This is a genomic window from Ancylothrix sp. D3o (genome assembly GCF_025370775.1).
GTDB lineage: Bacteria > Cyanobacteriota > Cyanobacteriia > Cyanobacteriales > Oscillatoriaceae > Ancylothrix.
This window is the reverse complement of sequence record NZ_JAMXEX010000036.1, coordinates 1-21,068: the sequence shown is the minus strand read 5'-3', so window position 1 is coordinate 21,068 and position 21,068 is coordinate 1. Positions and strand designations below refer to the sequence as shown.

General features: G+C 41.3%; 29 protein-coding genes. 20 read left to right on the top strand and 9 right to left on the bottom strand.

Annotated features, from left to right (window positions below):
- On the top strand, window positions 1-771 hold a 771-nt coding region (locus NG798_RS24950), incomplete at its 5' end, for a hypothetical protein (protein ID WP_261226427.1).
- Between the two features lie 68 nt (window positions 772-839).
- Window positions 840-1,250, top strand: coding sequence for a hypothetical protein (locus NG798_RS24945; protein WP_261226426.1), 411 nt, complete (start codon window positions 840-842; stop codon window positions 1,248-1,250).
- Between the two features lie 303 nt (window positions 1,251-1,553).
- On the opposite strand, the gene NG798_RS24940 is transcribed toward NG798_RS24945, so the two are convergent.
- Window positions 1,554-2,069, bottom strand: a complete 516-nt coding sequence (locus NG798_RS24940) for a hypothetical protein (RefSeq protein WP_261226425.1) — start codon at window positions 2,067-2,069, stop codon at window positions 1,554-1,556.
- A 56-nt stretch (window positions 2,070-2,125) separates the two neighbouring features.
- On the opposite strand from NG798_RS24940, the gene NG798_RS24935 reads away from it, so the two are divergent.
- The 16 genes from NG798_RS24935 (at window position 2,126) to NG798_RS24865 (ending at window position 9,050) form a co-directional block, all read left to right on the top strand.
- A complete protein-coding gene (locus tag NG798_RS24935) occupies window positions 2,126-2,422 on the top strand; it encodes a hypothetical protein (protein WP_261226424.1) in 297 nt (98 codons plus the stop codon).
- Entirely contained in the window at window positions 2,418-2,711 is a 294-nt protein-coding gene (locus NG798_RS28285; protein WP_375339002.1) for a M23 family metallopeptidase, read from the top strand. Before NG798_RS24935 ends, NG798_RS28285 begins: the two co-directional genes overlap by 5 nt.
- Entirely contained in the window at window positions 2,708-2,959 is a 252-nt protein-coding gene (locus NG798_RS24930) for a hypothetical protein (RefSeq protein WP_261226423.1), read from the top strand. Before NG798_RS28285 ends, NG798_RS24930 begins: the two co-directional genes overlap by 4 nt.
- A gap of 10 nt (window positions 2,960-2,969) precedes the next feature.
- Entirely contained in the window at window positions 2,970-3,302 is a 333-nt protein-coding gene (locus NG798_RS24925; protein ID WP_261226422.1) for a hypothetical protein, read from the top strand.
- Window positions 3,299-3,997, top strand: a complete 699-nt coding sequence (locus tag NG798_RS24920; RefSeq protein WP_261226421.1) for a DUF2927 domain-containing protein — start codon at window positions 3,299-3,301, stop codon at window positions 3,995-3,997. Before NG798_RS24925 ends, NG798_RS24920 begins: the two co-directional genes overlap by 4 nt.
- Window positions 3,976-4,584, top strand: a complete 609-nt coding sequence (locus tag NG798_RS28050) for a glycoside hydrolase family 104 protein (protein ID WP_261226420.1) — start codon at window positions 3,976-3,978, stop codon at window positions 4,582-4,584. Before NG798_RS24920 ends, NG798_RS28050 begins: the two co-directional genes overlap by 22 nt.
- Before the next feature lie 86 nt (window positions 4,585-4,670).
- Window positions 4,671-4,856 (top strand): hypothetical protein, encoded by a 186-nt coding sequence (locus NG798_RS24910; protein WP_261226419.1) that lies wholly within the window; start codon window positions 4,671-4,673, stop codon window positions 4,854-4,856.
- A gap of 101 nt (window positions 4,857-4,957) precedes the next feature.
- Window positions 4,958-5,245 carry a DUF2442 domain-containing protein gene (locus NG798_RS24905; RefSeq protein WP_261226418.1) on the top strand — a complete coding sequence of 96 codons (288 nt, stop codon included), beginning with the start codon at window positions 4,958-4,960 and terminating at the stop codon, window positions 5,243-5,245.
- 54 nt (window positions 5,246-5,299) lie between these two features.
- A complete protein-coding gene (locus tag NG798_RS24900; protein ID WP_261226417.1) occupies window positions 5,300-5,641 on the top strand; it encodes a XisI protein in 342 nt (113 codons plus the stop codon).
- A 138-nt stretch (window positions 5,642-5,779) separates the two neighbouring features.
- Window positions 5,780-5,977, top strand: coding sequence for a hypothetical protein (locus tag NG798_RS24895; RefSeq protein WP_261226416.1), 198 nt, complete (start codon window positions 5,780-5,782; stop codon window positions 5,975-5,977).
- Window positions 5,978-6,028: 51 nt separating this feature from the next.
- Entirely contained in the window at window positions 6,029-6,223 is a 195-nt protein-coding gene (locus tag NG798_RS24890; RefSeq protein WP_261226415.1) for a hypothetical protein, read from the top strand.
- Window positions 6,208-6,540, top strand: a complete 333-nt coding sequence (locus NG798_RS24885) for a type II toxin-antitoxin system PemK/MazF family toxin (RefSeq protein ID WP_261226414.1) — start codon at window positions 6,208-6,210, stop codon at window positions 6,538-6,540. The genes NG798_RS24890 and NG798_RS24885 overlap by 16 nt, the downstream gene beginning before the upstream one ends.
- Window positions 6,541-6,670: 130 nt before the next feature.
- The gene (locus tag NG798_RS24880) at window positions 6,671-7,528 is read left to right on the top strand and encodes a hypothetical protein (protein WP_261226413.1); all 858 of its coding nucleotides are present in this window, start codon (window positions 6,671-6,673) and stop codon (window positions 7,526-7,528) included.
- Window positions 7,529-7,711: 183 nt separating this feature from the next.
- The gene (locus tag NG798_RS24875; RefSeq protein WP_261226412.1) at window positions 7,712-7,900 is read left to right on the top strand and encodes a hypothetical protein; all 189 of its coding nucleotides are present in this window, start codon (window positions 7,712-7,714) and stop codon (window positions 7,898-7,900) included.
- On the top strand, window positions 7,845-8,282 hold the full coding sequence (locus NG798_RS24870; protein WP_261226411.1) for a hypothetical protein: 438 nt from the start codon (window positions 7,845-7,847) through the stop codon (window positions 8,280-8,282). The genes NG798_RS24875 and NG798_RS24870 overlap by 56 nt, the downstream gene beginning before the upstream one ends.
- A 165-nt stretch (window positions 8,283-8,447) precedes the next feature.
- Window positions 8,448-9,050: a Uma2 family endonuclease gene (locus NG798_RS24865; RefSeq protein WP_261226410.1), complete on the top strand. Its 603-nt coding sequence runs from the start codon at window positions 8,448-8,450 to the stop codon at window positions 9,048-9,050.
- Between the two features lie 135 nt (window positions 9,051-9,185).
- On the opposite strand, the gene NG798_RS24860 is transcribed toward NG798_RS24865, so the two are convergent.
- On the bottom strand, window positions 9,186-10,172 hold the full coding sequence (locus NG798_RS24860) for a Fic family protein (RefSeq protein WP_261226409.1): 987 nt from the start codon (window positions 10,170-10,172) through the stop codon (window positions 9,186-9,188).
- A gap of 257 nt (window positions 10,173-10,429) precedes the next feature.
- Window positions 10,430-10,759: a nucleotidyltransferase domain-containing protein gene (locus NG798_RS24855; RefSeq protein ID WP_261226408.1), complete on the bottom strand. Its 330-nt coding sequence runs from the start codon at window positions 10,757-10,759 to the stop codon at window positions 10,430-10,432.
- A gap of 44 nt (window positions 10,760-10,803) precedes the next feature.
- Here NG798_RS24855 and NG798_RS24850 point away from each other — a divergent pair, with 44 nt between their 5' ends.
- Complete coding sequence (locus NG798_RS24850) at window positions 10,804-11,025, top strand: hypothetical protein (RefSeq protein ID WP_261226407.1); 222 nt, start codon at window positions 10,804-10,806, stop codon at window positions 11,023-11,025.
- 271 nt (window positions 11,026-11,296) lie between these two features.
- Here the strand turns inward: NG798_RS24850 and NG798_RS24845 are convergent, their stop codons facing one another.
- The 4 genes from NG798_RS24845 to NG798_RS24830 all read right to left on the bottom strand — a co-directional run bounded on the left by NG798_RS24845 (window position 11,297) and on the right by NG798_RS24830 (window position 14,906).
- Complete coding sequence (locus tag NG798_RS24845; protein ID WP_261226406.1) at window positions 11,297-11,881, bottom strand: hypothetical protein; 585 nt, start codon at window positions 11,879-11,881, stop codon at window positions 11,297-11,299.
- On the bottom strand, window positions 11,878-13,176 hold the full coding sequence (locus NG798_RS24840; protein WP_261226405.1) for an AAA family ATPase: 1,299 nt from the start codon (window positions 13,174-13,176) through the stop codon (window positions 11,878-11,880). The genes NG798_RS24845 and NG798_RS24840 overlap by 4 nt, the downstream gene beginning before the upstream one ends.
- Before the next feature lie 25 nt (window positions 13,177-13,201).
- A complete protein-coding gene (locus NG798_RS24835) occupies window positions 13,202-13,777 on the bottom strand; it encodes a Uma2 family endonuclease (protein WP_261226404.1) in 576 nt (191 codons plus the stop codon).
- Between the two features lie 73 nt (window positions 13,778-13,850).
- On the bottom strand, window positions 13,851-14,906 hold the full coding sequence (locus NG798_RS24830; RefSeq protein ID WP_261226403.1) for an IS630 family transposase: 1,056 nt from the start codon (window positions 14,904-14,906) through the stop codon (window positions 13,851-13,853).
- A 395-nt stretch (window positions 14,907-15,301) separates the two neighbouring features.
- On the opposite strand from NG798_RS24830, the gene NG798_RS24825 reads away from it, so the two are divergent.
- Window positions 15,302-16,132, top strand: a complete 831-nt coding sequence (locus tag NG798_RS24825; RefSeq protein ID WP_261226402.1) for a class III extradiol ring-cleavage dioxygenase — start codon at window positions 15,302-15,304, stop codon at window positions 16,130-16,132.
- 244 nt (window positions 16,133-16,376) lie between these two features.
- On the opposite strand, the gene NG798_RS24820 is transcribed toward NG798_RS24825, so the two are convergent.
- Complete coding sequence (locus NG798_RS24820) at window positions 16,377-20,120, bottom strand: hypothetical protein (protein WP_261226401.1); 3,744 nt, start codon at window positions 20,118-20,120, stop codon at window positions 16,377-16,379.
- A 474-nt stretch (window positions 20,121-20,594) separates the two neighbouring features.
- Window positions 20,595-21,068, bottom strand: a 474-nt coding sequence (locus tag NG798_RS24815) for a DUF5895 domain-containing protein (RefSeq protein ID WP_261226400.1), incomplete at its 5' end; no start/stop codon positions are given.

The following is a 21,068-nucleotide window of genomic DNA, read 5'->3' as shown; positions in this document are numbered from 1 at the left end:
GGGGTTTACAAACGTAACTACCGAGATAGGAGCAATCAACCAGTATTAGATGGCTTCTTTTCCCAAGTAAATGCCGTATCTAATATTTTGCATCAACGCCTGCCTTTAGCAGAAAATCAAAGGAATAACCTTCCTAAAGTTTGGTTAGTTTTAGATGACTTTTTTGCCACTTCTAACGTTTTAAACCGAGCTAAAAAGGAATTAGCAGAAGCTTGGGAAACTGCCAAAGGACAAATGGGGGAAATAATAACGTTAGGTCGGGAAGTTGGAGTAGGTTTATGTGTTGCTACCCAAAGCCTCAATGTCCAAAGTCTAGGATGTGATGATGCCAACATTCGGGGATGTCTAGGAATTTGTGCCCTTGGGAAAATCTATACAGATTCTAATGGCAGAAGAGAGGGTGGGTACAGCCCAATCACTAATGCCTGGAAAAATAGCTATATCATCCCCAGCGAATATGTCAACCAAATTACAGCCTGCTTCAACAAATTACGACCGATAAGCGAACGTACTGGATACGCTATTGCCTTAACAACCTTCGGGGAACCGGCTATAGGACTGTTCACGGAAGATTTATCGTGGGTCAAAGATTACAAAATACCAGTGGATGTCCCCCCACCCACCGGCTCTAATGTTGTTAAATTTCCCACAGAACCCACCAAAAATCCATCAATTACACCAGCTAGCTTTGATGAGTTAGAGGATGAACCCCTGGATGCACTAGACGAGGAGCTAGATGATGAATCTACTCCAGAACAATTCATCCATTAAATAGTTCGTTCTTCAATAGTTTACGGACTTTGAATAATTGAAACCACAACGCAATACAGGAGAAAAATATGGCACCGCAACGAAATCCCAATTTCCCTAACCAAAACCCTAATTTTGGCCAAGATGAAGTGTATCCTACTTGGACAATGCCGGCGTCTGATAGTAATAATGTCACGATTGTCTATGAACCAGATGGCCAGGGGAATATGACGGTTTACGAAACAAAAACTGTTGTCGTCAAAGAACCCCTCAGCAATTACAGTTCCCGTAATCCCAAATTATTCAGGTCTCATGCCGGTGGGATGTTTAAGGCACTGGTGAAACAACCACTTTCTAGTGCAGAAACAATCTTTGCTGTTATTGGATTTTTGTTTACTTTATGGCTGGTTGTTGCAATTGGCTGGCGTGGGTTGACTTCTCCTCAAGCAAAAGCTACAAAACCGAATTCCCCTACACCGGCCTCAATTTGGTTCAGATAATGGAAACTTTGAAGAAATGGTGGGGTTGCCTTAACCCTACGATGAAAGTGTTAGTCGTCATTGCAATAACTTCATTCTTCTTGAATTTATTGAAACCAGGACGACTAACTTATCTGGGAGAGGAGTCAGTAAGAAATGGTATTCGCTCCATTCAAACTTCTACTCCCTCCAATACTGATAATTTACCCGGCGGTAGCCCGAGAAAAGATACAAAAGCTGTGTGTGCAATACCAGATTTCTTTGGCAGAACAATTGATGTTTGCAAGGAGGAAAAATGAAGCTCAAGTTTACTGTGGAGACAACTTATGAGGGTACAAGACCGGCATCAAAAGAAGCAGTACCACCGGCACCCCCCACCACCGAAATATCAGAGACACCGCGAGCGTGATAGTGCAACACCCCCAATATCAGCATCGATGACGGCAGCCCCACACCCCCACCATCCACAAGATTATCAATATCCACTGGCACCACAACCATCGGCATATCCACCACCGCCACCGGCACCACAATATCCAGCTTCCCCACCACATCCATCGGCACCGCAATATCCCCCGGCTCCACCGCCACCAGGAGTCCCTCACCCATATCCGCCACCGGCATCGCCACCACCACCGCCCCATCCATATCCAGCAGCTTCCCCATCACCACCGGCACCGCAATATCCGCCTCCGCCATATTCATATCCGCCACCGCCGTACTATCCTCCAACATCACCGCCACCGCCATATTCATATCCACCACCGCCGTACTATCCCCCAACATCACCGCCATCGGCTCCACCTCCACCAGCAGCCCCTCCACAGAAGTCGGCTCCACCAAGTTCTGTTGAAATCAACTCTGCCGAGAAAAACGCGGCTATTCTGATTGTCTGTTTGGTTGGATTGCAACTGTTGCCGGCGCCAACTTGGGAAAAAATAGAAAATTTACCACCGGCTCAAATATTGCGCTCAATAGTAAATCCAACTCCCCCGCCACCAGTTCCTTCTTCAAAACAACAATCATCAATTTTATTACATGGCCCACCGATTTTCCCCTTAGCTGGATTATCAGGAAAAAAGGCTATTCCTGTTAGTATCCCCGGTGATTGCCGACCGCTAGGAGCCTGCACCAGAAAACACGCCGGTGTTGATTACAGTGCTAGTCCGGGGTGGCCGGTGAAAAGCAATTGAAGAAGGGACAGTTAATGAGGTCAAGCCCGATTCTCCTGTTGGTGGAATCCTGGGAATTAAATCAACTTCCTCAGATGAAGTTTATCGGTATGTTCATTTAGATCGGGATTCGGTGAGGCCATTTAAAGTCGGTGATTTTGTACCAAAAGGAAGTGTTGTCGGTTTAATTGGCCCTACCTTTCCTGGTTCTTCAGGGCCACATGGTCATTTCGAGAGATACCTAAATGGCAAAATAGATTGGAAAATCCATGAACATTTGAAAACAGCAATTAAAGCCCCCAAACCATGAGACCCAAGACTATTGCATGGGGTGCGTTAGGGATTTTAGGTTTTGCAATCTCCACTAAGGTTCCACCACCTACCATTGCCCAAAATGTCCAAGCTATTTCTGATAAGAAAATAGCATTATCCGCCGGCCATTGGATCTATGCCCGTTCTGAAACCGGCGCCGCTGGAGAAAAAGAAATGAATAAATTAATCGTCGAAGCCCTCCAGCCCATGTTAGAGGAAACTGGGAGCGAAAGTTATCCGCCCTGATTCACCGGCCATGATGAAAAAATGGAATGTTTGGGAGCAATATATTGCCGACATTCCCGATATGGAATCTCAAAATTATCAAGTTCTGGAAATTCATGGTCAACCAGGCCGTTGGGGGACTGGGGTTATCGGTAATCCTAACGACCCCTTTGATTCCAAACTAATCAAACAATTCGGTATTTTAAAAGCTGATAGAGGCCGGTATGGCGTGACAAGAGTTGGACGTAATGGCACGATTTTAGAAGTCTTTGCCTCGGATCAGCTTCCCCCAACTGCTGAGGGTAAACAAAAGCTTGCCAAACAACTTGCCAGAACAATCACCGATGCTCTCAATGAACCATGAAACTTATTTCTACTATGGCGTTGGTGGTTTTAATAGCCGTTTGGTATAATGAGCAACCAACAAATTTTGTTGAACCAATCAACCAGTCTAAGACTTCTTCCATTTCTCCAGATGAGACTTTCCTTTATTTCAAAGAAGTAGCGCTAAAATCTGAGTTTGGCAGTTCAAATGAGGGTGTAATCAAGAAATGGATGGTTCCCCTAAAACTAGAGATAGCCGGTCTTCCCACTCCCGCAGATTTACAAACACTGGAAGCTGTCACCCGTGAATTAGAACTACTGACCAAATTACCAATAGAATTCGTTAAGCCCAACACTGGTAATATGCGAATCAGGTTTACCCCAGAAGCAGAGTTTCAGAAATTCATTCCCACTTATCAACCAGGCAATAGCGGATTCTTCTGGTTGAACTGGGATGAAACCAAACAAATCACAGGCGCAGAGATTTTAATCTCGACTACAGGTGTCACTCAAAAAGAACGTTCTCATCTTATTCGAGAAGAATTAACACAAGCCTTTGGGTTGCCGGCGGATTCTGAAAAATATCCAGACAGCATATTTTATCAACAATGGACAGACATCACCGAATATTCATCCCTAGATAAAAAGTTAATCAAAATGCTGTACAACCCACAAGTTAAGCCGGGGATGAATGAAAGTCAACTAGAGAAGCTGTGGAGGAAAAACCGGCTATGATTAATGCCACCGGCCTCTCAATCATCGCTCTTTCCACTTTAGGATTAGCGATTATCGGTCAACCTATTTCAACACCGGCACCCAGACAAACAACTCTATCCAATCATCCGCTATCAGAAGCAGTTAAAAATGGGAATGTTCAAGCTTTTTTGCAAACAATTGCTTTTGCTGAGGGCACGGAGGGCCCAGATGGTTATCGCATGATGTTCACCGGCCAATTATTCAACTCATTTAAAGAGCATCCTAATGTTAAGAATTGTTCACTTTATAAAGGGAAACCTTTGTGTAGTACGGCAGCCGGTAAATACCAATTCCTCAAACCAACGTGGGATGAATTGGCTACGAAATTACAGCTATCAGATTTTAGCCCACAATCCCAAGATTTAGCTGCTGTTCAGTTAATTAAACAGGCCGGTGCATACCAGGATATCGTGGCTGGCAGGTTTGATGATGCTGTCTTTAAACTTGCGCCTATCTGGGCATCTTTTCCAACTGCTGAAGGGAAAAGCTACTACAACCAGCCATCTAAAAGTCTGACTGATTTACGCAGGGTTTACCTGGGGGCCGGTGGTAAATTAAAAGAGTAATTATTTAACCACAAGCCAAGAATAAACAGGTAGCGGAAGCTAAAATAAGTGCGGGGGATGTGGAAACTCACCCAGGAGAACGGACAATGACACAACCATCCATGAGCGAACAGGAACAACGCGAATTAGCAGAACTACTTGAACTTGCCAAATTAACCGAACAGAGGGCTAAAGAATTGTGCGACCTGACTTTGGAAATAGACCAAAAATACGAAAAACGTTTCGCTCAGTTAAAAGTTGCTGAAAAATTGAAAAGGGCCGGTCTTTCTTAACATAATCACGTCTGAGTATCCATAGCGCCTCCATTCCTCTACTCCCCTATAGCAGTCCCAGTTTATGGGGGATATAAATTTATTTACCAGACTTGTTATTTATGAAACCTCCTCGTATTGTTTGGGCAGAAGCTATTGATAATCAAACTTTGGTTATAAAATTTACCAATGATGAATTCAGACAATACGATATCTCTAAATTACTACATAATCATCTGTTTGCTAAACTCCATAATCCTGTGGTTTTTAAAAACTTTAGAATTGAGGATGGTGGTTATGGGTTAGTCTGGGATGAAGATGTTGACCGACGTGAGTATGAGCTTTGGCAAAATGGCATCTCTGTGGCCGGTGGAGATGTTGCTATTCATCTTGAGCATACTCATCTTTGAATATCGCTATAGTATTTTTATTACTTTGACTCCAAAAAGGGAGGAGATTGTTCAATGGATAGAGTAGAAGAGTATCGGAATACTATTGAACGAATTTTAGAAGCCCATCATCGCATTCCCTATGGTCATGGAGAACTTGAAAGTAAATTGATTATAGATCCAGAACGCAATAATTTTGTGCTTATGGTAGTTGGTTGGGATGGTAAGCGTAGAGTTCATGGTTGTGTCGTTCATGTGGAAATTATTAAAGATGAAATTTGGATTCATAGAGACGGAATAGAACAGGGAATTACCGATGAACTTGTTGCATCAGGGGTTCCCAAAAATAAAATAGTTTTGGCTTTCCATCCACCCAACGTTAGACAATATACAGGATATGGTATTGGGGGGAGCTAAATAGGGATTGGAATCGGGATCGGGTATTATGCTCAAGACTTTGAGGGATACATCTGTCGTCATCTATGAGAATGCTATTATTGTAGGGTACGACAGTCGTGTTGTATTATATAAATGGATGAGAAACGAGAATTTACCATGACCAATCAACCCAGAATTCCTGATGCTGAGACTAGGGCTCGTTCTGTTGCCAAAATGCAAGAAGTGGTCAAACGTTGGGATGTTCTAATTGCTGATTTAGATGAATTAAACCTTCGTTTACAAACGGAACAGGAGCGTAATTTGGAAGCGGCGCGTCAACGAGGTAATGCTAAACGACAAGCTGGCCAAATTTAGTCTCTATCGGTTACTGATGTACTAATGAGTAATTCTGAATAAACACCTAATATGGACGCTAAACAATTAATTTTAAAGGAACTGGAAAATATACCTGAGTTTATTTTAGAAGAAGTTTGGGATTTTATTCAATTCCTTAAATTAAAATACCCAGAAGGAAAAGTAGAAACAACCTTACTCAGTGAATCTTCTTTACAAAAAGACTGGTTAAGCTCAGAAGAGGATGAAGCATGGAAGAACTTGTAAAAGGTAATGTGGTAGTTGTCCCTTGGACATTTTCAGATTTAACTGAAGCTAAGCGCAGACCGGCTCTAGTTATAGCAAGTTTGACTGGAGAAGATGTAATTTTGTGTCAAATTACTAGCCAAAAAATCCTCGATCGTTATGCTATTACCCTTCTCAGCAGCGATTTTCAAGAGGGCGGACTTAACCAAACTAGCAACATTAGACCAAATCGCTTGTTTACAGCCGACCGACGAATTATATTGTACAAAGCCGGCCAAATTAAATCTGAGAAGTTGAACGAGGTTATCGTTAAAATAGTTGAGATTATTCAAAGTTAACTGGCTAAAGTTCACAAGCCGGCTTTTTGCCAACAATATATGAAAGGGGTGTTATTTTATAAAAAAACTAAACTCTTCTAATGGCTTCGCTTTTACAAAACTATTATCTCTTTAATTCTAAGTTCATCCCATGACTCAAGCTTTACCTAAATTCACAATAAAGCCGGGGTATCAGCCACAATCTTTAGATACAACACCGGAAGTTGATTTATTACAGTTTTGGCTATTAAAACAGCGAACTCCCGAACAGCGGTTAGAGATGGGAAGTGCGATGAACCAAAATGCTCGTCGCTTTGCCATTAACTGTTTCCGCAAACGCTTTTCTAATTTAAACCAACCAGAATTTGCTCAAAAACTAGCTCAAGCTTGGTTAGCAGAAGATTGTCCCCAACACTATATTCCCACCGGAGATGAAATGACTTGGATACAAGATTCGATTGCTCTGGCTGAAATTCTCCACCCAATTTTTGAAGCTTTTAATATTCCTTATTACATTACCGGTGGAGTAGCGGCTATTGCCTACGGGGAAGTCCGCACTACAAGGGATTTAGATATCGTCATTTCAGTTATTCCTGAATGCTTAAGTCCATTAATTTCAGAATTAGAACAAGCTGGTTTTTATGTGGCCGGTGTAGATGATGTAATTTCTGGCAGAATGAGAACTTTACAAATTACTCATATTCAAACCATTTCCCGTGCTGATTTAATGATTGCGGAAGATTCAGAGTTGGAACGGCGGAAGCTGGAACGACGCCAACAATATCAAATTCCGACAGGGGCAACTGTTTTTCTGGCCTCACCTGAAGATTTAATACTTAATAAATTATCGTGGCGAAAGTCTAACTCTTCTGAAAAACAGTGGCGGGATGTATTGGGTATATTAAAAGTACAGGGAGACTCTTTAGATAAAGTTTATCTCCATAACCAGGCTGAATCTGTTGGGTTAGTTAAGGATTTAAACAGAGCTTTTGTTGAAGCCGGTCTTTAAGCAATAAGCTCCTAAGCTTCAGTTAGTAAAGTTTTAAACAGCAGTAAAAGATAGCCAATTTACCTGCCCACCATCAATCACCCGCTCAAAGTCCTATTCTGCCAAAGAGAAGAAATGGAATAATTTTAAAAACTACCTATCCAAAAAAAATTGGTACAATTTATCTAGTTTGAGGTAAAATCAATGGAAAAAGTAATTCGTAAGACTACCCAAAAACAACAAACTAGCGACTTCCAGTATTGGCAAAGTCAGCCACCGTTTAAACGACTTGAAGCCCTAGAGCAAATCCGTCAAGAATACCATCAATATAAATACAATGCTGAACCCAGACTTCAAAGAGTTTATACAATTATTAAACGAAAATCAGATTAAGTATCTCGTAATTGGTGGTTATGCCGTTGCCATTCACGGGCATCCCCGTTATACCAAAGATATAGATATTTGGGTAGAAATGTCATCAGAAAATGCTTCTAAACTTATGACAGCCCTAGATCAATTTGGTTTTGGTAGCCTAGGCTTATGCGCTCAAGACTTCCAAACCCCCGACCAAATCATTCAACTAGGTTATCCTCCTAACCGCATTGATCTAATCACTACCCCAGACGGTATTGATTTTGAAACGTGCTATAGTTCAAAAAAAGAAATTGTCATTGATAATATTCCTGTGAAATTTATAGATATAGAGAATCTTAAAAAGAACAAAAAAGCGTCTGGTAGACTGCAAGATTTAGCAGATTTAGAAAGCCTTGAATAAAATTATAAAACTGGGGGTAACAAATTTTTTAAGCAAAATTGAGTAAACTAAGCAATAAAAAAGGGGGTTCCTCAAAAAACTGTGTGTGCAGATTTTTAATATAAAATTAACCAACACTAATACACACCTACCCTAGACAACTACGAACTTAGGAATTAACAGAGCATGATTACGGCCAAAAATAATTCCCCACAGCTTACCCCCGAAGAATACTTTGTTTGGGAAGAACAGCAACTCGAAAAATACGAATACATTGACGGTCAAGTTCATGGCATAACGGGTAGTAGTGTAAATCATGGCCGTATTGCAGTCCGACTGATTACCTCCGGGGTTAACCATTTAGAAGGAAGTGGCTGCGACACCGGCAACTCAGACTTGCGAGTTAACATTGTTGGTACAAATAACTACACCCACCCCGATGTTAGTGTCACCTGCGACGTTCGCGAAGCGTCGGCTTTGCCGAAGCGGGACAAAATCACCACTCAATATATTACCTACCCCTACTTAATTGTCGAAGTTCTCTCTGCCGGCACAGAAGCATTTGACAGAGGTAGCAAATTTAGGATGTATCGCAAAAACCCTGCGTTGATTGACTATCTATTAGTCAGTTCCACCGGCATCCAAATAGATTTGTACCATAAGGACGAGGCAGGCAATTGGTTGATTATCAACTACAAAGAAGGGGACACAATCGAACTCAAAAGCATTAACCTCAGCTTCCCTATCGAGCAAGTTTATCGGGGTTTGAACCTCACACCAGAAACCTAACAGGTGCAATTTTCCAACGCCTTAATCAATTACCTTGTCCATCGGTTTTTGAGGTTCCACCGGCCTGTCTAAAGAAGCCCACCTTTTAGCAGTTTGTACCACCATCACCATAGAACAACAGCAAACTCATCTTAGTTATTCCCTCAAATAACTATCCAGAAAATCAGTAATCTCCTGATAAAAAGCTTGCCCTTTATCCCGGCTGCTAGTTGCAGTAACTACTAAGCTTAAAGTGTCTACAAGAGAAGCCACAGCAGCATCACAAACCAAATCTAAAAGCTGCTCTAAATCATTTTGCTTCTGCTGTCCATAAGCCAAAGCATTAATATAATCATTGCGGATTTGGTTATTAATTACCACAATGGGATAACCGACACGGATTAAGAGTAAATTCATTAATAGTCTAGCGGTTCGACCATTCCCATCCCGAAAAGGATGAATAGAAACAAAGCGGTAATGAGCCATCGGCTCATACTCGACTGGATGTAGTTTTAAAGCATCCTCCGAATTCAGCCTTAGTACAAAATCTCCCATTAATTGGGATAGTAAATAATGGGGAGGATAGCGATAATTTGTTCCGGCTGCCATTACATCTAAACTTCGATAAGTACCGGCTTCATCTGGGTTGATTTTTCGGAGAATGAGGTTATGAATTTGTTTAATTTCCCACTCATTAATTTTCGTATCTTTTTGGGCTAAAGATTCAATGTAGTCGATTGCATCCTTATGGCCGACCACTTCTAAATGTTCGTCAAGAGTTTTGCCCCCCACTGTGATGCCTTTGGTTAGAACTAACTCTGTTTCACTTTGGGTTAAAGTGTTGCCTTCGATGGCATTAGAGTTATAAGTAAATCGCACATCATAGAGTTTTTTGAGTTCGGCGACGATAATGGGAGTAAAAGGTCTAAAGCCATCCAGCCAAAATTTCAGCTTGTCTATTTGCTCTAATTTTAATTGGTAATTCATCTTCATTAAATAGTGGGTTAACACAACATCTAGTGTAATTTCTTTTTGTTGATTAAAAGCTATAATTTGTTGAATAAACTTGTCGTACAGTTGAGAAGAAGGTATCAGTTCAGGCTTGCCCCTCGTATTAACCACAGACTGATAGATTTTAGTCATATCTTCCCTCTGCTGTTTAGGATGATTTTCTTAAAATGTAGAGCGAACAAAACTAATTATATCGGATTCCACCGGCACCCCAGACAGACAGTTAATCCAACAATAGCTATCAAGGGCCAAGTAGTCAAAATGCACACAGTAAGCTTTCTGTGTTCCTAATGGGAATCAATATCTATTTTTTGCGCCATAACTTCTGCAAGATAAATTTCAGTAAAAAACCGTACAGTTTCATCTTTTTTCCAATAGTTTTTGCTTATCTAAGGTTCTATGACAACTCCTTCTCGTCGAATATTGCGAAATAGACCGCTTCCATCTTCTTGATATTTTTGAGTAGTGGCAAACATACAGCTAATTAATACTGTGTTTTCTAAACACAAATCCGCTATTAGATAGGAAATTCTCTGGCTTTCTTCAAAATAATTAAATGGTTCTTTGAGGACAATTAAAACATCAATATCCGAGTCTTCTTCGGCATCGCCTCTGGCTTGAGAACCATAGAGAATAATTTTGTCCAGTCGAGGGCCATAGATTTGCTCTAAGCCTTGCCGTGTTTGGCTGAGGATTACTTGAAGTTGTTGTTCTGTCATGGGTTAATTTTATCTTATCTAATGTTGGTTTTCCACCGGCTTCTTTGGCTGCCAGTAATACGAAAATTAATGGTGATATTCCAGCGGCTTCACTGGCGACCAGTGATACCAACCCCCTTAACGGTTCACCTACTACTGGTGGTAATAATACGATTATTAATGCTGGTGTCCCACCGGCTTCTTTTTGTGTCGGTGATAAGGGAATATATGTGGATTTTCCTCTGGTTTCTTTGGGTGCCGGTGATAGGCAAATTAATGGCTTGTAGATCAGCTTCTTTTGATGCCGGTGATGCAAGAATTATGATAATGGTTCACCGGCTTCGCTGGACACCAATAATGCCGACCCTTCAATGGTTTATCGGCTTCTCTGGATGTCGGCAATGTGAGGCATTAATGCGGATGTGCAAAAAGAATTATTCACCAGTTGTAGTGATTGCTTTTCTGTCCTGAACCAACAATCAAGCTAATTATTTAGAGGCATCCCAAGCAAACGCTTTTAAGAACCGACATTACAAAATATTAAAATAACGAGTAAATCTATTTATTCTCTATCCAATTATTTATTTTGGTTTCTAAGTTTACAATATCTTCAGGGCAAAGTTTGCGAATCCGGTCATATCTCCGCGCTGCTTCTTCGGCTAAAGGTTTGCGTCCTTCTCCAGGTGCATCTAAAAGATTCCGCTGTTGAGCATAAGGTAAAAAGAAAGCTTCTTTAGGATTAACTTCTTGACGAATTTCTTGCCAATTATAATCATTTGGTAAATCTTGATGACCGGCTAGCACCCAAACTTCAATTTCTTGCCAAGCACTTTCGGCTACAAGAAATTGACGCTCTCCTAAAATCTTAGCAGCTTGATTTTCAATTTTCTCTAGGCTTAACTTTCGCCCTTCTTTGCCATCTCTATCTACACAAAGCAGAAACAGATTAACCATTGGATACTGCTTGATAATACTTTCAATATTTTCCCATTTTAAAGCCTCGCTGACTCCACCCAAGAGAGGATCTTGGCAAACCATTACTTTAGCGTTAGATTTTCCAATAAAATTCATCATCGCCGTGATAATCGGTTTGAGCATATATTGGTCTTTGCGGAAGTCTTCGGGAATGATTAAAACTTTCATTCTTCCTCCGAATCACTCAGAAATTCCATTACATTCTCTAACCATGCTGACTCGTGAAGATGGCCTAGATTTTGCTCAAGCAGGACTACTTGAGCATCTGGTATATCTAAAACCCGAATGATTTTTGCAGAAGCGCTATCTTCTAAGCGATAGGTTAATGAAACTGATTCTAAGGTATTTTTGCTTAAAAGCCTAAGCAATTGAGAAGAATGAGTAGTAGCAATAATTTGAATTTTTCCAAGTGATGCTTGGCGTTCCATAAGTTGGAGGAGAAGATGTAAGCGGGTGGGATGAATGCCATTATCTAATTCTTCAAAAAAGTAGATTTTGGCCGGTTCTGCACCTAGTAGCGCTGCAATTATTGCCAGAAAACGTAGGGTACCATCTGATGCACTATAGGCAGAGATTTTTTGTCCATTCTCTTCAACTAATGATAATAAAATCTTGCCGGTGAAATCTGTAGGGAACTCAAAATCTTTTGCATCCATAGGGGTGAGTTCCTGTATCCACTCTAAAAGAGTCTCCTTTTTTTGGGAGTCTTGGCAAATATCAAGAAGGACAGATGATAAATTTTCACCCCGATCTCCTAAAATAGATTGGCCTGGTAGAGAAGGCATCCGTACCACATCAGGATCTAAGTCTAAAAAACGCATTGAGCTAAGAGCTTGTAGCGTAGATTTTGCTATCTCTTGAATTGAGGCTCCTGAAATAGGTTCTCCTTCCTCAGTAGGTATATCAGTTTCACGTTCAGCTAGTTGGGAAATAATAGGTTTATGACCAGAAAATAGGAGAGAAGGATTAGCTATTGGGATATTTAATACTTTTACAGCTAAATTGTTTTGGTTCTGCTGAGGAATAAAGTTTGCTTCAAAAACAATATTTTTTTCTCCCGATAAAGTTAAGCTTTCCCTAACTAAACTTGGGGGGGTGTTTCCAGTCCCCGGATTTACTTCAATGTAGTAATTTGCCTCCAGGTAGGGATTTATTTGTTTATCCGAGTTTCCCAACTTTATAGAAAATGATGCTTCTAAGGAAAAAGTGTTTGCACCCTGAAATGCAATCTCTCGTCTACCCCCACGAATACCTCGCCACTGAAGGACACCACCTTCTACATATTTTTCTCCTATAATTTCTGCTAAATTATAACCCCGTGAAATCCCATGTAAAAAACGCAGCGCATCTCTAATATTACTTTTGCCAGAAGCATTTACTCCAATCAAAATACTAAAGCTATCAAGATATAGCTCTGCCGTCTTGAAGTTTTTAAAGTTTTTAAAGCCTATTCTCTTTAACATAAATAATCCCAGCTATAAAATACTATTACCAAATTAAGGAAAGGTTTAAAATAAATCCCGGTAAAACATCTTCAACCGATAGACTTGTAGGATTATCTAAAACTTCCTTTCCTGTACCCTGCCGATAAATTTCACAGGAGCGGTTTTTGCGGTTAATTAACCAACCTAAACGAGTGCCATTGTTCATATATTCTTCCATTTTTTCTTGCAGGGGTTTTAGGGAATCACTCGGTGAGCGTAATTCTATGACAAAATCAGGACAAATTGGGGGGAATTTTTCTTGCTGTTCGGGGGTAAGAAAGTCCCATTTAGCTAAAGGTATCCATGCTGCATCGGGAGAACGTTCTGCACCATTAGGGAGTTTAAAACAAGTCGAAGAATCAAACCCAATGCCAGTCCCATCATTATCTGTCCAATTAGCTAATTGTTGAGCTATCTTAAAATTCCGGTTTCCAGTTCCTCCTCCGGTAGGTGACATAATAAGTAAGGCTCCTTTTGCTGTACGTTCTAATTTTAATTCCCGGTTGGCAATACAAAGTTGATAAAACTGCTCATCAGTGATAGGGGCCATCTCTGGATTGTTTAAAATCAATGGTGTCATGTTATTAACCTTGGTAAGCGCAAGATACTTAAAAAGTAACAGTCCATAATTCAAAGCTTAACATATAGCCTTTTCAAATGAGACATGAAAAAGCATCATAATTTTTGATATTAGGAAAACTAAACAACTTCAAATCAACTAAAAGCTTAAACAGTCGCTTCATAATGGTAAAGTTTTTACAGAAGCGGTAACACCGTCTAAGTAAGCTTTTCAATGATAACCACACTGATTCAATTGGATTGTTTTCAGGAGCATAAGGAGCAAATAAATAACAAGTCACTTTCCATTTTTGGGGAGGTAAATCCTGATTAATTGTCTCCAGTAAGCAGCGGATTAGCTCGCTTCTATGATAGGCCGCTCCGTCCCAGAAAATAATAATTTGTTTTTCTGGATTAAGTTTAATTAGTTCTTGAATAAAGTCTACTGTCGAATCGCTATTTCCTGCTTGATAAGCGCGCACAATTAACTCTTGGTTTATCAGGTCTAAAGCCCCATAAGAAGTTTGGCGATTCTTTTCATTAATAATTGGTATCTTTAATCTTTCTTGGCTGTCTCCCCATAAATGACTAATTAGATCTCCTTCTAATAAGTGAACTTCGTCTACGGCATACACAGTAACCTCTCCTGACTTAATCTTCGGCATTAATTTTTCTAATATAAACTGGATTTCTTGATTTTTTTTCTTTACGACTTCAGGGTCTTTACTGCCGTTCTTTTTTTGGGCTTTGCAGCAACTAATCTTAGCTTCGGCAAGTAACCTATAATAGCTGGTTGGGGACTGAAAAACCACGTCATATTGCTCAATTAAATAACACTCTAGTTCTGACAAGTCCCAATGTTCTTGTTTTTGGAGCCAAGCGATTACGGCTTGCTTTTCCTCTCTACTTAAATAACTTTGGCTGCCTTTATAAGATAATTTTATTCCTTCTATCCCGGCTGACTTAATTTTTTTTTGCCACTTAGTAATGAAGCTTTTTGATACATTTAAAGTTGTGGCAATCATTGAATATTTCCAACCCTGTAAGGCAAGTTTAACCGCTAATGCTCTCTTTAATTCTCTTGAATCTGGATTACTTTTTATCAGCTCATCCAATTCTTTAATTACCCTTTTTAGTTCTAGGTCTTCCATAATATTTTTTCCCTGAACATATTTTATTTTACCATTTCCTAGTCACTTTTGTTTACATCTCATTTTAAAATGCTATATCCTAAGCAACTAATAGTAGTGATAGCCCCTATCACTGATGAGCAGCATCATTTTTTAATACTAGAAAGGCTTTCCTGAGAAAATCGGAACCATAAACTCGCTTGGCTCAAGTATATATCGCAGTTTGTTAGAGGTTAGTAATTATTTAAGTCAACAAACTAACTATTTTTATATACGCATTCTAAGCAAATGCTTTTCAGAACCGGCTCTACTAAGTTCACAACTTTTGCCATAGCAGGGGTTTATCATCATTTTCCTTATGGGAGCCAGAGAACGCCCTACTATAAAGATAGTGCTCACACTAAATCTGAAGAGCTATGACTACCAACAAGACTGATAATAAAATTACTCTGCCCACTTACTTCATCTCACACGGTGGTGGGCCTTGGCCTTGGCTGAAGCACGAAAGGTCAGGGTATAAGCATTTAGAAGCATCTTTACAAGAACTGCCTAAAGAAATTGGAATAACCCCGAAAGCAATTTTAGTTATCTCTGGTCATTGGGAGGAAAAAGAATTTACAGTCATGTCTAGTACGGCTCCTCCAATGATTTATGATTACTCTGGGTTCCCTGAGCATACTTACCACATCAAATATCCAGCCCCTGGGTCTCCACAACTAGCTCATCGGGTACAAGAACTTCTAACGCAAGCAGGATTTTCGGTGCAATCTGATGATAATCGCGGATTTGATCACGGTGTTTTTACCCCTTTAGCAGTAGCTTATCCAGAAGCAAATGTCCCCATTGTTCAGCTTTCCATGAGAAGAGATTATGACCCAGAAGCACACCTAGGCGCCGGTAGAGCACTCGCACCTTTAAGGAATGAGGAAGTCTTAATCTTGGCAAGTGGACTCAGTTATCACAACCTCAGACAAATGGGGCCACAAGCAAGAGTTCCTTCCCATGAGTTTGATGAATGGTTGACACAAACTCTTTGCCAAACACAATCCGAAGCAAGGAACGAATTGCTTCGCAACTGGACTCAAGTACCTTCAGCACGACTGGCACACCCGACCGAAGATCATTTGATTCCGCTCATGGTTGCTGTTGGTGCTGCCTCTGAAGAACTAGGAGTGCGTGTTTACCATGAAAATTCATTTTTTGGTGGAATAGCTGTTTCTAGTTACCGATTTGGTAGGGTGGCGTAGTCTAATAGCTTTCACTCCCAAATGAAGTTAGCGGGACCTAGACATTTTATTACCCCCAAAGAGGCTGAAAACCAGTCGGGGTAAAGGAAAGATGTCACGGAGCTCATTCAGACTGAAACCCTTATCAATTCTGGATGGATGCTCTTTCAAGCTAAAAAGCTTGCTATGTCTGGGTTTGAAGCTATTTTTGACTCCGTTTTGGTCTAAGTCCCCTTAGGTTTTTGATAGATGATAATTTCAAATATCAAGCTAATGGCTTACAAGCATTCCAAGCAAATGCTTTTAAGAACCGGCGCTCCCAAATGCCTAACTTTCTCCACACCAAACTTAAATAACCATCCGGCGCCCATTCATCCAATATCCGAGCCAAGCCTTCAGCATATTCCCAAGGTTCTGAAGCAAACAACCGCATCAAAAGAGCACCCCATTCAATATCCTCATCTGAATAAGTCTGTGGTGTCGGTGGAGGAGAGGCCGGTGGTGCTTGATTATTGGCCATTTCTACCAGCACTTCTGGTAGATAGATTTCAGCAAAGAACCGAGCAGTGTCATCTAGTTGTGGGGGTGTTAGTTTTCCTTTTAAAGCTTCTATAAGGGAAACTAACACCCTCTTCACCGGCTCAAACCCACCCATCACACTGGCCATCTGGCTGATTCTTCCCCGTGTCACACCCACCGCTGCTGCAATGCTAGAAGTCGTACAGGCAACACCGGCAGCCAAAGCATCCCACATAGAAGTAATCATGGCCCTTTCACGCTGTACCCCCTTGGTAGCCGCAGCCAAACAAATATCAGCAACATCCACAAATTCAACCCGACACCCTGGATAGAATCGCTGTAATTCGATGGCCACATTCTGAGGATATTGGTCAGATACCAACCAACAAGTCTTAGGTTTATCTGATAGCTGGGCTCTTAACCGGCCAACTAATTGAACAACCTCTGCCATCACTAATCTTTCCACCCACCGGCCAAAATTACCACCAAGATGTGTTGGTTCAACAGCTTGACCCCTGGTTGCAGCCCACTCCATCGCCAGTGCACCGAGGTTTGGTAGTGGGGAACCGATAGCAATTAATTGATCACAATCACGAAAAGCATTGCTACCACGATTATCAAGAAACCAGTAGCCAGAAATTGAATTTGAAATATTCGTTACATATTTCTTGAACTCAATTATGCCGGTGCTCTCAGGGAAGAATTGTGTGAGTGAAGTTATTAAATGGTTAATTCTCTGTTGTTGGCTGAACACACCCTCTGTTTCTCGGTTCATCCCACAACTTCCAACACCCCCCACTATCTTAATGGTCAAATTGGAATAATCAGATTTTGCTTCCTCTATTGTCAAAATATTATTCTTCTTGATGCCGGTCATCATCGCTAGATCAGCCGTACTAAGAGTAGCATCTAGCCAGATATTGACACCCACTGCTGCTGCGGTTTTTTGATGCCGATAGTAGGGTACAGAAACAGTAAAATTCCTCTCGTGGTCAAGGCTGATACTAACTCTCTTAGTCCGACCAGAAAGTGCCCCAAATAACAGGCTGAAATAATGGGGATGCCATTCACTATCAATCCACTGTTGTTTTTCCGCCGGCGACTGAATCCCAGAGAAGCTGATAGGAGGATTGATTAGCTTATCAGCAGCCGCAGCCAACTTACTTGTACTGATAAACCGATAATTAGTGCCAGAGGTAGGTAAATTGATGAGGGCCGGCAATCCCAATAATTCCCGTAATTCTACAAAACTCATCCCATATTTAGTATTGATTTTGGCATTCAATAGTTTGCCATACCAATCCGTGAAGATAGGTGTTAAACTGCTGTGCAATTCACTATCTTTAGCTTGCAAACTAGCCAAGCTTTTCTCCAAATCACCCCAGTTAAATTGGATAAGTCGGTTATTCTGGAAAACTTTACCAGGCTCATCCCAAATAGCAATAGCTTGAGCAACTTCTTTGAAATCAGATACCATTTGGTCTGGATGTGCCCGCAGGAAATCACTATGCTTTAACTGTTGTTGCCGGTCTGCCAGAAACTGACAACTCTCAATCAATGGGCAAGCTTGACAGATTGGACTATCAGCGCCACCGCCAATTGATAATCCTTTCTGCTGGAATTTAAGGAAGGTTTGGGTTTCGGGACAATTCCCTGGAATATCTGGAGTAACACCTGCCTTTACTCGTCTAATGTAAGGGTCTCCCAGTGGGGTTTTGTGCTGGTGATCATACTTTTGGCCCTCATGGCGAGTTACTAACCGTTCAAAATTCCTTTCAACTGGTGCAGTCGTGGGGTTTTCTGCATCATCCGATAGATAAAATACCCGGCGCATAGTTGGATAATCTTTCAAAGAGATTAACCCTAAATCATAGGATTTACCACTTCCAGTCCCCGATTCATCTTTGATATTCTTCCATCCTTTAGCTACTGCTTCTGTAATGAGTCTACGGCGGTCTTTTTTATCGAAAATGATTTGTGGCCGGTTCAACCACTGCCAACGGTCAAGATTTGGTAGATTACCGGGTGAATATTTGAATATTCTGTTACCCTGCGTATCAATTGATAAGGCAGGATGTTCATAGATACTAACGCCTTCATAACAAGGCACAATTGCACTGGTTATGGGGACAGTTGGACTGGAGACTGTGATATCTGGGTCTGCTGATTGAATATTATCCGGGGTAGGTTCGGTAGCCTTTAAGTATCTCAGGAATTGCCGATTATAAGCTTTCTTGAGGTAGCCGGCGATTATCTTAATTTCTTGAGGGAATTTGAATTTTTTCAACCATTCAGCTTTGCTAATAAACCCGGCTTTCTTGCTACCTGAAAATACAGGAGGACTTTGGTTGAATAACCACCAACCAACACATTTGTGGATAGCATCATCATTTAGAGAAGCTGTTGGGTTCCCTCTATTCGCTGATTTCCAAATTCGCTCAATATCCTGGGGGGAGAGGGGTGGGTTACACCGGCCTGCAAATTCCTCAAACAAAAGACGCGGTTCATTCTGCCAACGGATACCCAACCTCATCAAACTGTTGACGGTTCCGACAAGGTTTCTGGCCAACTTGTAACCGTCCACATTACGGCTACCCTCTCCAGTCCCAGCCGCAATTAATTCACGGTCATGCCGGCCTAAACAGATTTCCAGAGGAATAGATGACCCATCATATTCTTGGAGAGGCTGGGTTCGTTCTGTTGTCTGGGGTTGAGATGGTGGTTCTGGCGTCGGGGGTGCCGGTGGAACCGATAATACCGACATATCCCGATGCCTACGCCATTCCAACCAGCGGTCATAGTCTAAGCCGAATGGAAAGAGGCCGGTGGAATCAAGTATGGCTTCAAATTCAGTGGCACTGTAGGTGTCTGGGTTGGTGGTGACAATTTCCACTTCCCGCAGTTGGCCATCTTTGACACGAGGGACACCGGGTAGGCGCATGGCACGGGCTAAAGTACAAATAGCCGGGTCGCCACCAGATACTATGGCCAGTTTTCTGTTAAGCCGTTGCCATGTAGCTTCATCAACCGGCTCACTTAAGGCAAAATAGTTGTGTAGCGACTTGCCACCACTGAATACTGAGACTGCCGGTTTCAAATTCAACTGGTCTTCAAACCATTGCAGTTTGGCTTCTTGTTCGGCTCTTGGCAGATCATCAATCTCGTAGAAACAAGCGGTAAAGCGGCTTGCGTGTTTATTACCGAGTCCACCTTTCAAATGGTTAGGGTAGCTTTGGATGTTGAGACCCTGTTTCCCCAATTCTCTAAGGTATGGGATAGGGTTAGGTAGTTTCCAGTGCGGCTTCCAAATACTAACGCCATCACTATCAACACCGGCCTTTTTGCAAACCCACAATTCAATAGAATCTGCATGAAGTACCCCCCGGTAAACGTCTTTGTAGTTGTTAAGCCAGAATTCTTCACCGACCACGAACCCCAGAGCTTGGTAATAAGCCAGGATTTGAGATAAAGATTTATTGATGGTATCCATAGTTATGCTCCTGATTGATTTGATTGGCTCTTAAATATTTGTTAAATAGAGTTAAGGAATAGTTGTCAGATTGATAAACTTTTTGTCATAATGGATTTTGTTTTAAACTTGGTTTTTGTGCTTTCCAGAGGTTAGTGGAAAGCTATTTTTTTTGGTGGGTTATTTGGGATAAACTGAACCCGCCGTCCTCAAAAAGTCAAAAAATCTCCCCTACCACCCCCTTGATGGTTTAGTGGGGGTAGTAATTTTAAAATATTGGTTGGTAATTGGTGTTGCTCTATTATCTCAAAATTGAAAGAGCGCGTGGAGTAAAAATTTTTTCTGGGTACGATTTCCACAATTTTTCAGAGGAGACGTTTGAAATAATTTTTTACTCAGTACCCTGAGATTTTGAACAAAATTAAGTGTTGTCTATAGTTTCCATAGTTTCCCCTCTGGGATACCCCCCCAGAGATAAGGGGGGTAGTGGGCTGTTTAGAATGGCAATGCTTCACCGGCTTCTGTTGGTGCTGTTAATGCTGATGTTGAAGCTGGTAATGCCGGCATTTGCAACGGTTCATTCGGTGTTAGCCCTTGCCAGACAAATTGTTTTGTGGTGGCATTAGTCCCCACAAAGAATTCTGTCCAGTTTTCCAGTGTCGGTTGTTCATAGCCCACTACTCTGAGGGCTGGTGATTTCTGCTTATCCCCTACTATCTCTCGTGCCAGCTTGGGACAAAATACCAATAAGGAATAAAACGCAAAATTCTTGGGTTTAGGAGATACCCCCAGATGCCGGTTAGCGATGGAGAAGCAGGTATTAAATTCGCTACAAAACTGCTGCCAGTGTACTGAGAAGGATGCCTGGTTTGTTCCTTTTGCTTTATAGATTAACGGAATTTGGTGCAAAGGTTCGTTCTTAGAGTTGAGCAAAAAAATCTGGAAAAGCTGGACATTGGTTATATTTTC

Excerpts from the sequence above, each read along its gene's own strand:
- NG798_RS24945 (WP_261226426.1), top strand. The coding sequence starts at position 840 with ATGGCACCGCAACGAAATCCCAATTTCCCTAACCAAAACCCTAATTTT.
- NG798_RS24930 (WP_261226423.1), top strand. The coding sequence starts at position 2,708 with ATGAGACCCAAGACTATTGCATGGGGTGCGTTAGGGATTTTAGGTTTT.
- NG798_RS24925 (WP_261226422.1), top strand. The coding sequence starts at position 2,970 with ATGATGAAAAAATGGAATGTTTGGGAGCAATATATTGCCGACATTCCC.
- NG798_RS24920 (WP_261226421.1), top strand. The coding sequence starts at position 3,299 with ATGAAACTTATTTCTACTATGGCGTTGGTGGTTTTAATAGCCGTTTGG.
- NG798_RS24910 (WP_261226419.1), top strand. The coding sequence starts at position 4,671 with ATGACACAACCATCCATGAGCGAACAGGAACAACGCGAATTAGCAGAA.
- NG798_RS24905 (WP_261226418.1), top strand. The coding sequence starts at position 4,958 with ATGAAACCTCCTCGTATTGTTTGGGCAGAAGCTATTGATAATCAAACT.
- NG798_RS24900 (WP_261226417.1), top strand. The coding sequence starts at position 5,300 with ATGGATAGAGTAGAAGAGTATCGGAATACTATTGAACGAATTTTAGAA.
- NG798_RS24895 (WP_261226416.1), top strand. The coding sequence starts at position 5,780 with ATGACCAATCAACCCAGAATTCCTGATGCTGAGACTAGGGCTCGTTCT.
- NG798_RS24890 (WP_261226415.1), top strand. The coding sequence starts at position 6,029 with ATGGACGCTAAACAATTAATTTTAAAGGAACTGGAAAATATACCTGAG.
- NG798_RS24885 (WP_261226414.1), top strand. The coding sequence starts at position 6,208 with ATGGAAGAACTTGTAAAAGGTAATGTGGTAGTTGTCCCTTGGACATTT.
- NG798_RS24880 (WP_261226413.1), top strand. The coding sequence starts at position 6,671 with ATGACTCAAGCTTTACCTAAATTCACAATAAAGCCGGGGTATCAGCCA.
- NG798_RS24875 (WP_261226412.1), top strand. The coding sequence starts at position 7,712 with ATGGAAAAAGTAATTCGTAAGACTACCCAAAAACAACAAACTAGCGAC.
- NG798_RS24870 (WP_261226411.1), top strand. The coding sequence starts at position 7,845 with ATGCTGAACCCAGACTTCAAAGAGTTTATACAATTATTAAACGAAAAT.
- NG798_RS24865 (WP_261226410.1), top strand. The coding sequence starts at position 8,448 with ATGATTACGGCCAAAAATAATTCCCCACAGCTTACCCCCGAAGAATAC.
- NG798_RS24860 (WP_261226409.1), bottom strand. The coding sequence starts at position 10,172 with ATGACTAAAATCTATCAGTCTGTGGTTAATACGAGGGGCAAGCCTGAA.
- NG798_RS24855 (WP_261226408.1), bottom strand. The coding sequence starts at position 10,759 with ATGACAGAACAACAACTTCAAGTAATCCTCAGCCAAACACGGCAAGGC.
- NG798_RS24845 (WP_261226406.1), bottom strand. The coding sequence starts at position 11,881 with ATGAAAGTTTTAATCATTCCCGAAGACTTCCGCAAAGACCAATATATG.
- NG798_RS24840 (WP_261226405.1), bottom strand. The coding sequence starts at position 13,176 with ATGTTAAAGAGAATAGGCTTTAAAAACTTTAAAAACTTCAAGACGGCA.
- NG798_RS24835 (WP_261226404.1), bottom strand. The coding sequence starts at position 13,777 with ATGACACCATTGATTTTAAACAATCCAGAGATGGCCCCTATCACTGAT.
- NG798_RS24830 (WP_261226403.1), bottom strand. The coding sequence starts at position 14,906 with ATGGAAGACCTAGAACTAAAAAGGGTAATTAAAGAATTGGATGAGCTG.
- NG798_RS24825 (WP_261226402.1), top strand. The coding sequence starts at position 15,302 with ATGACTACCAACAAGACTGATAATAAAATTACTCTGCCCACTTACTTC.
- NG798_RS24820 (WP_261226401.1), bottom strand. The coding sequence starts at position 20,120 with ATGGATACCATCAATAAATCTTTATCTCAAATCCTGGCTTATTACCAA.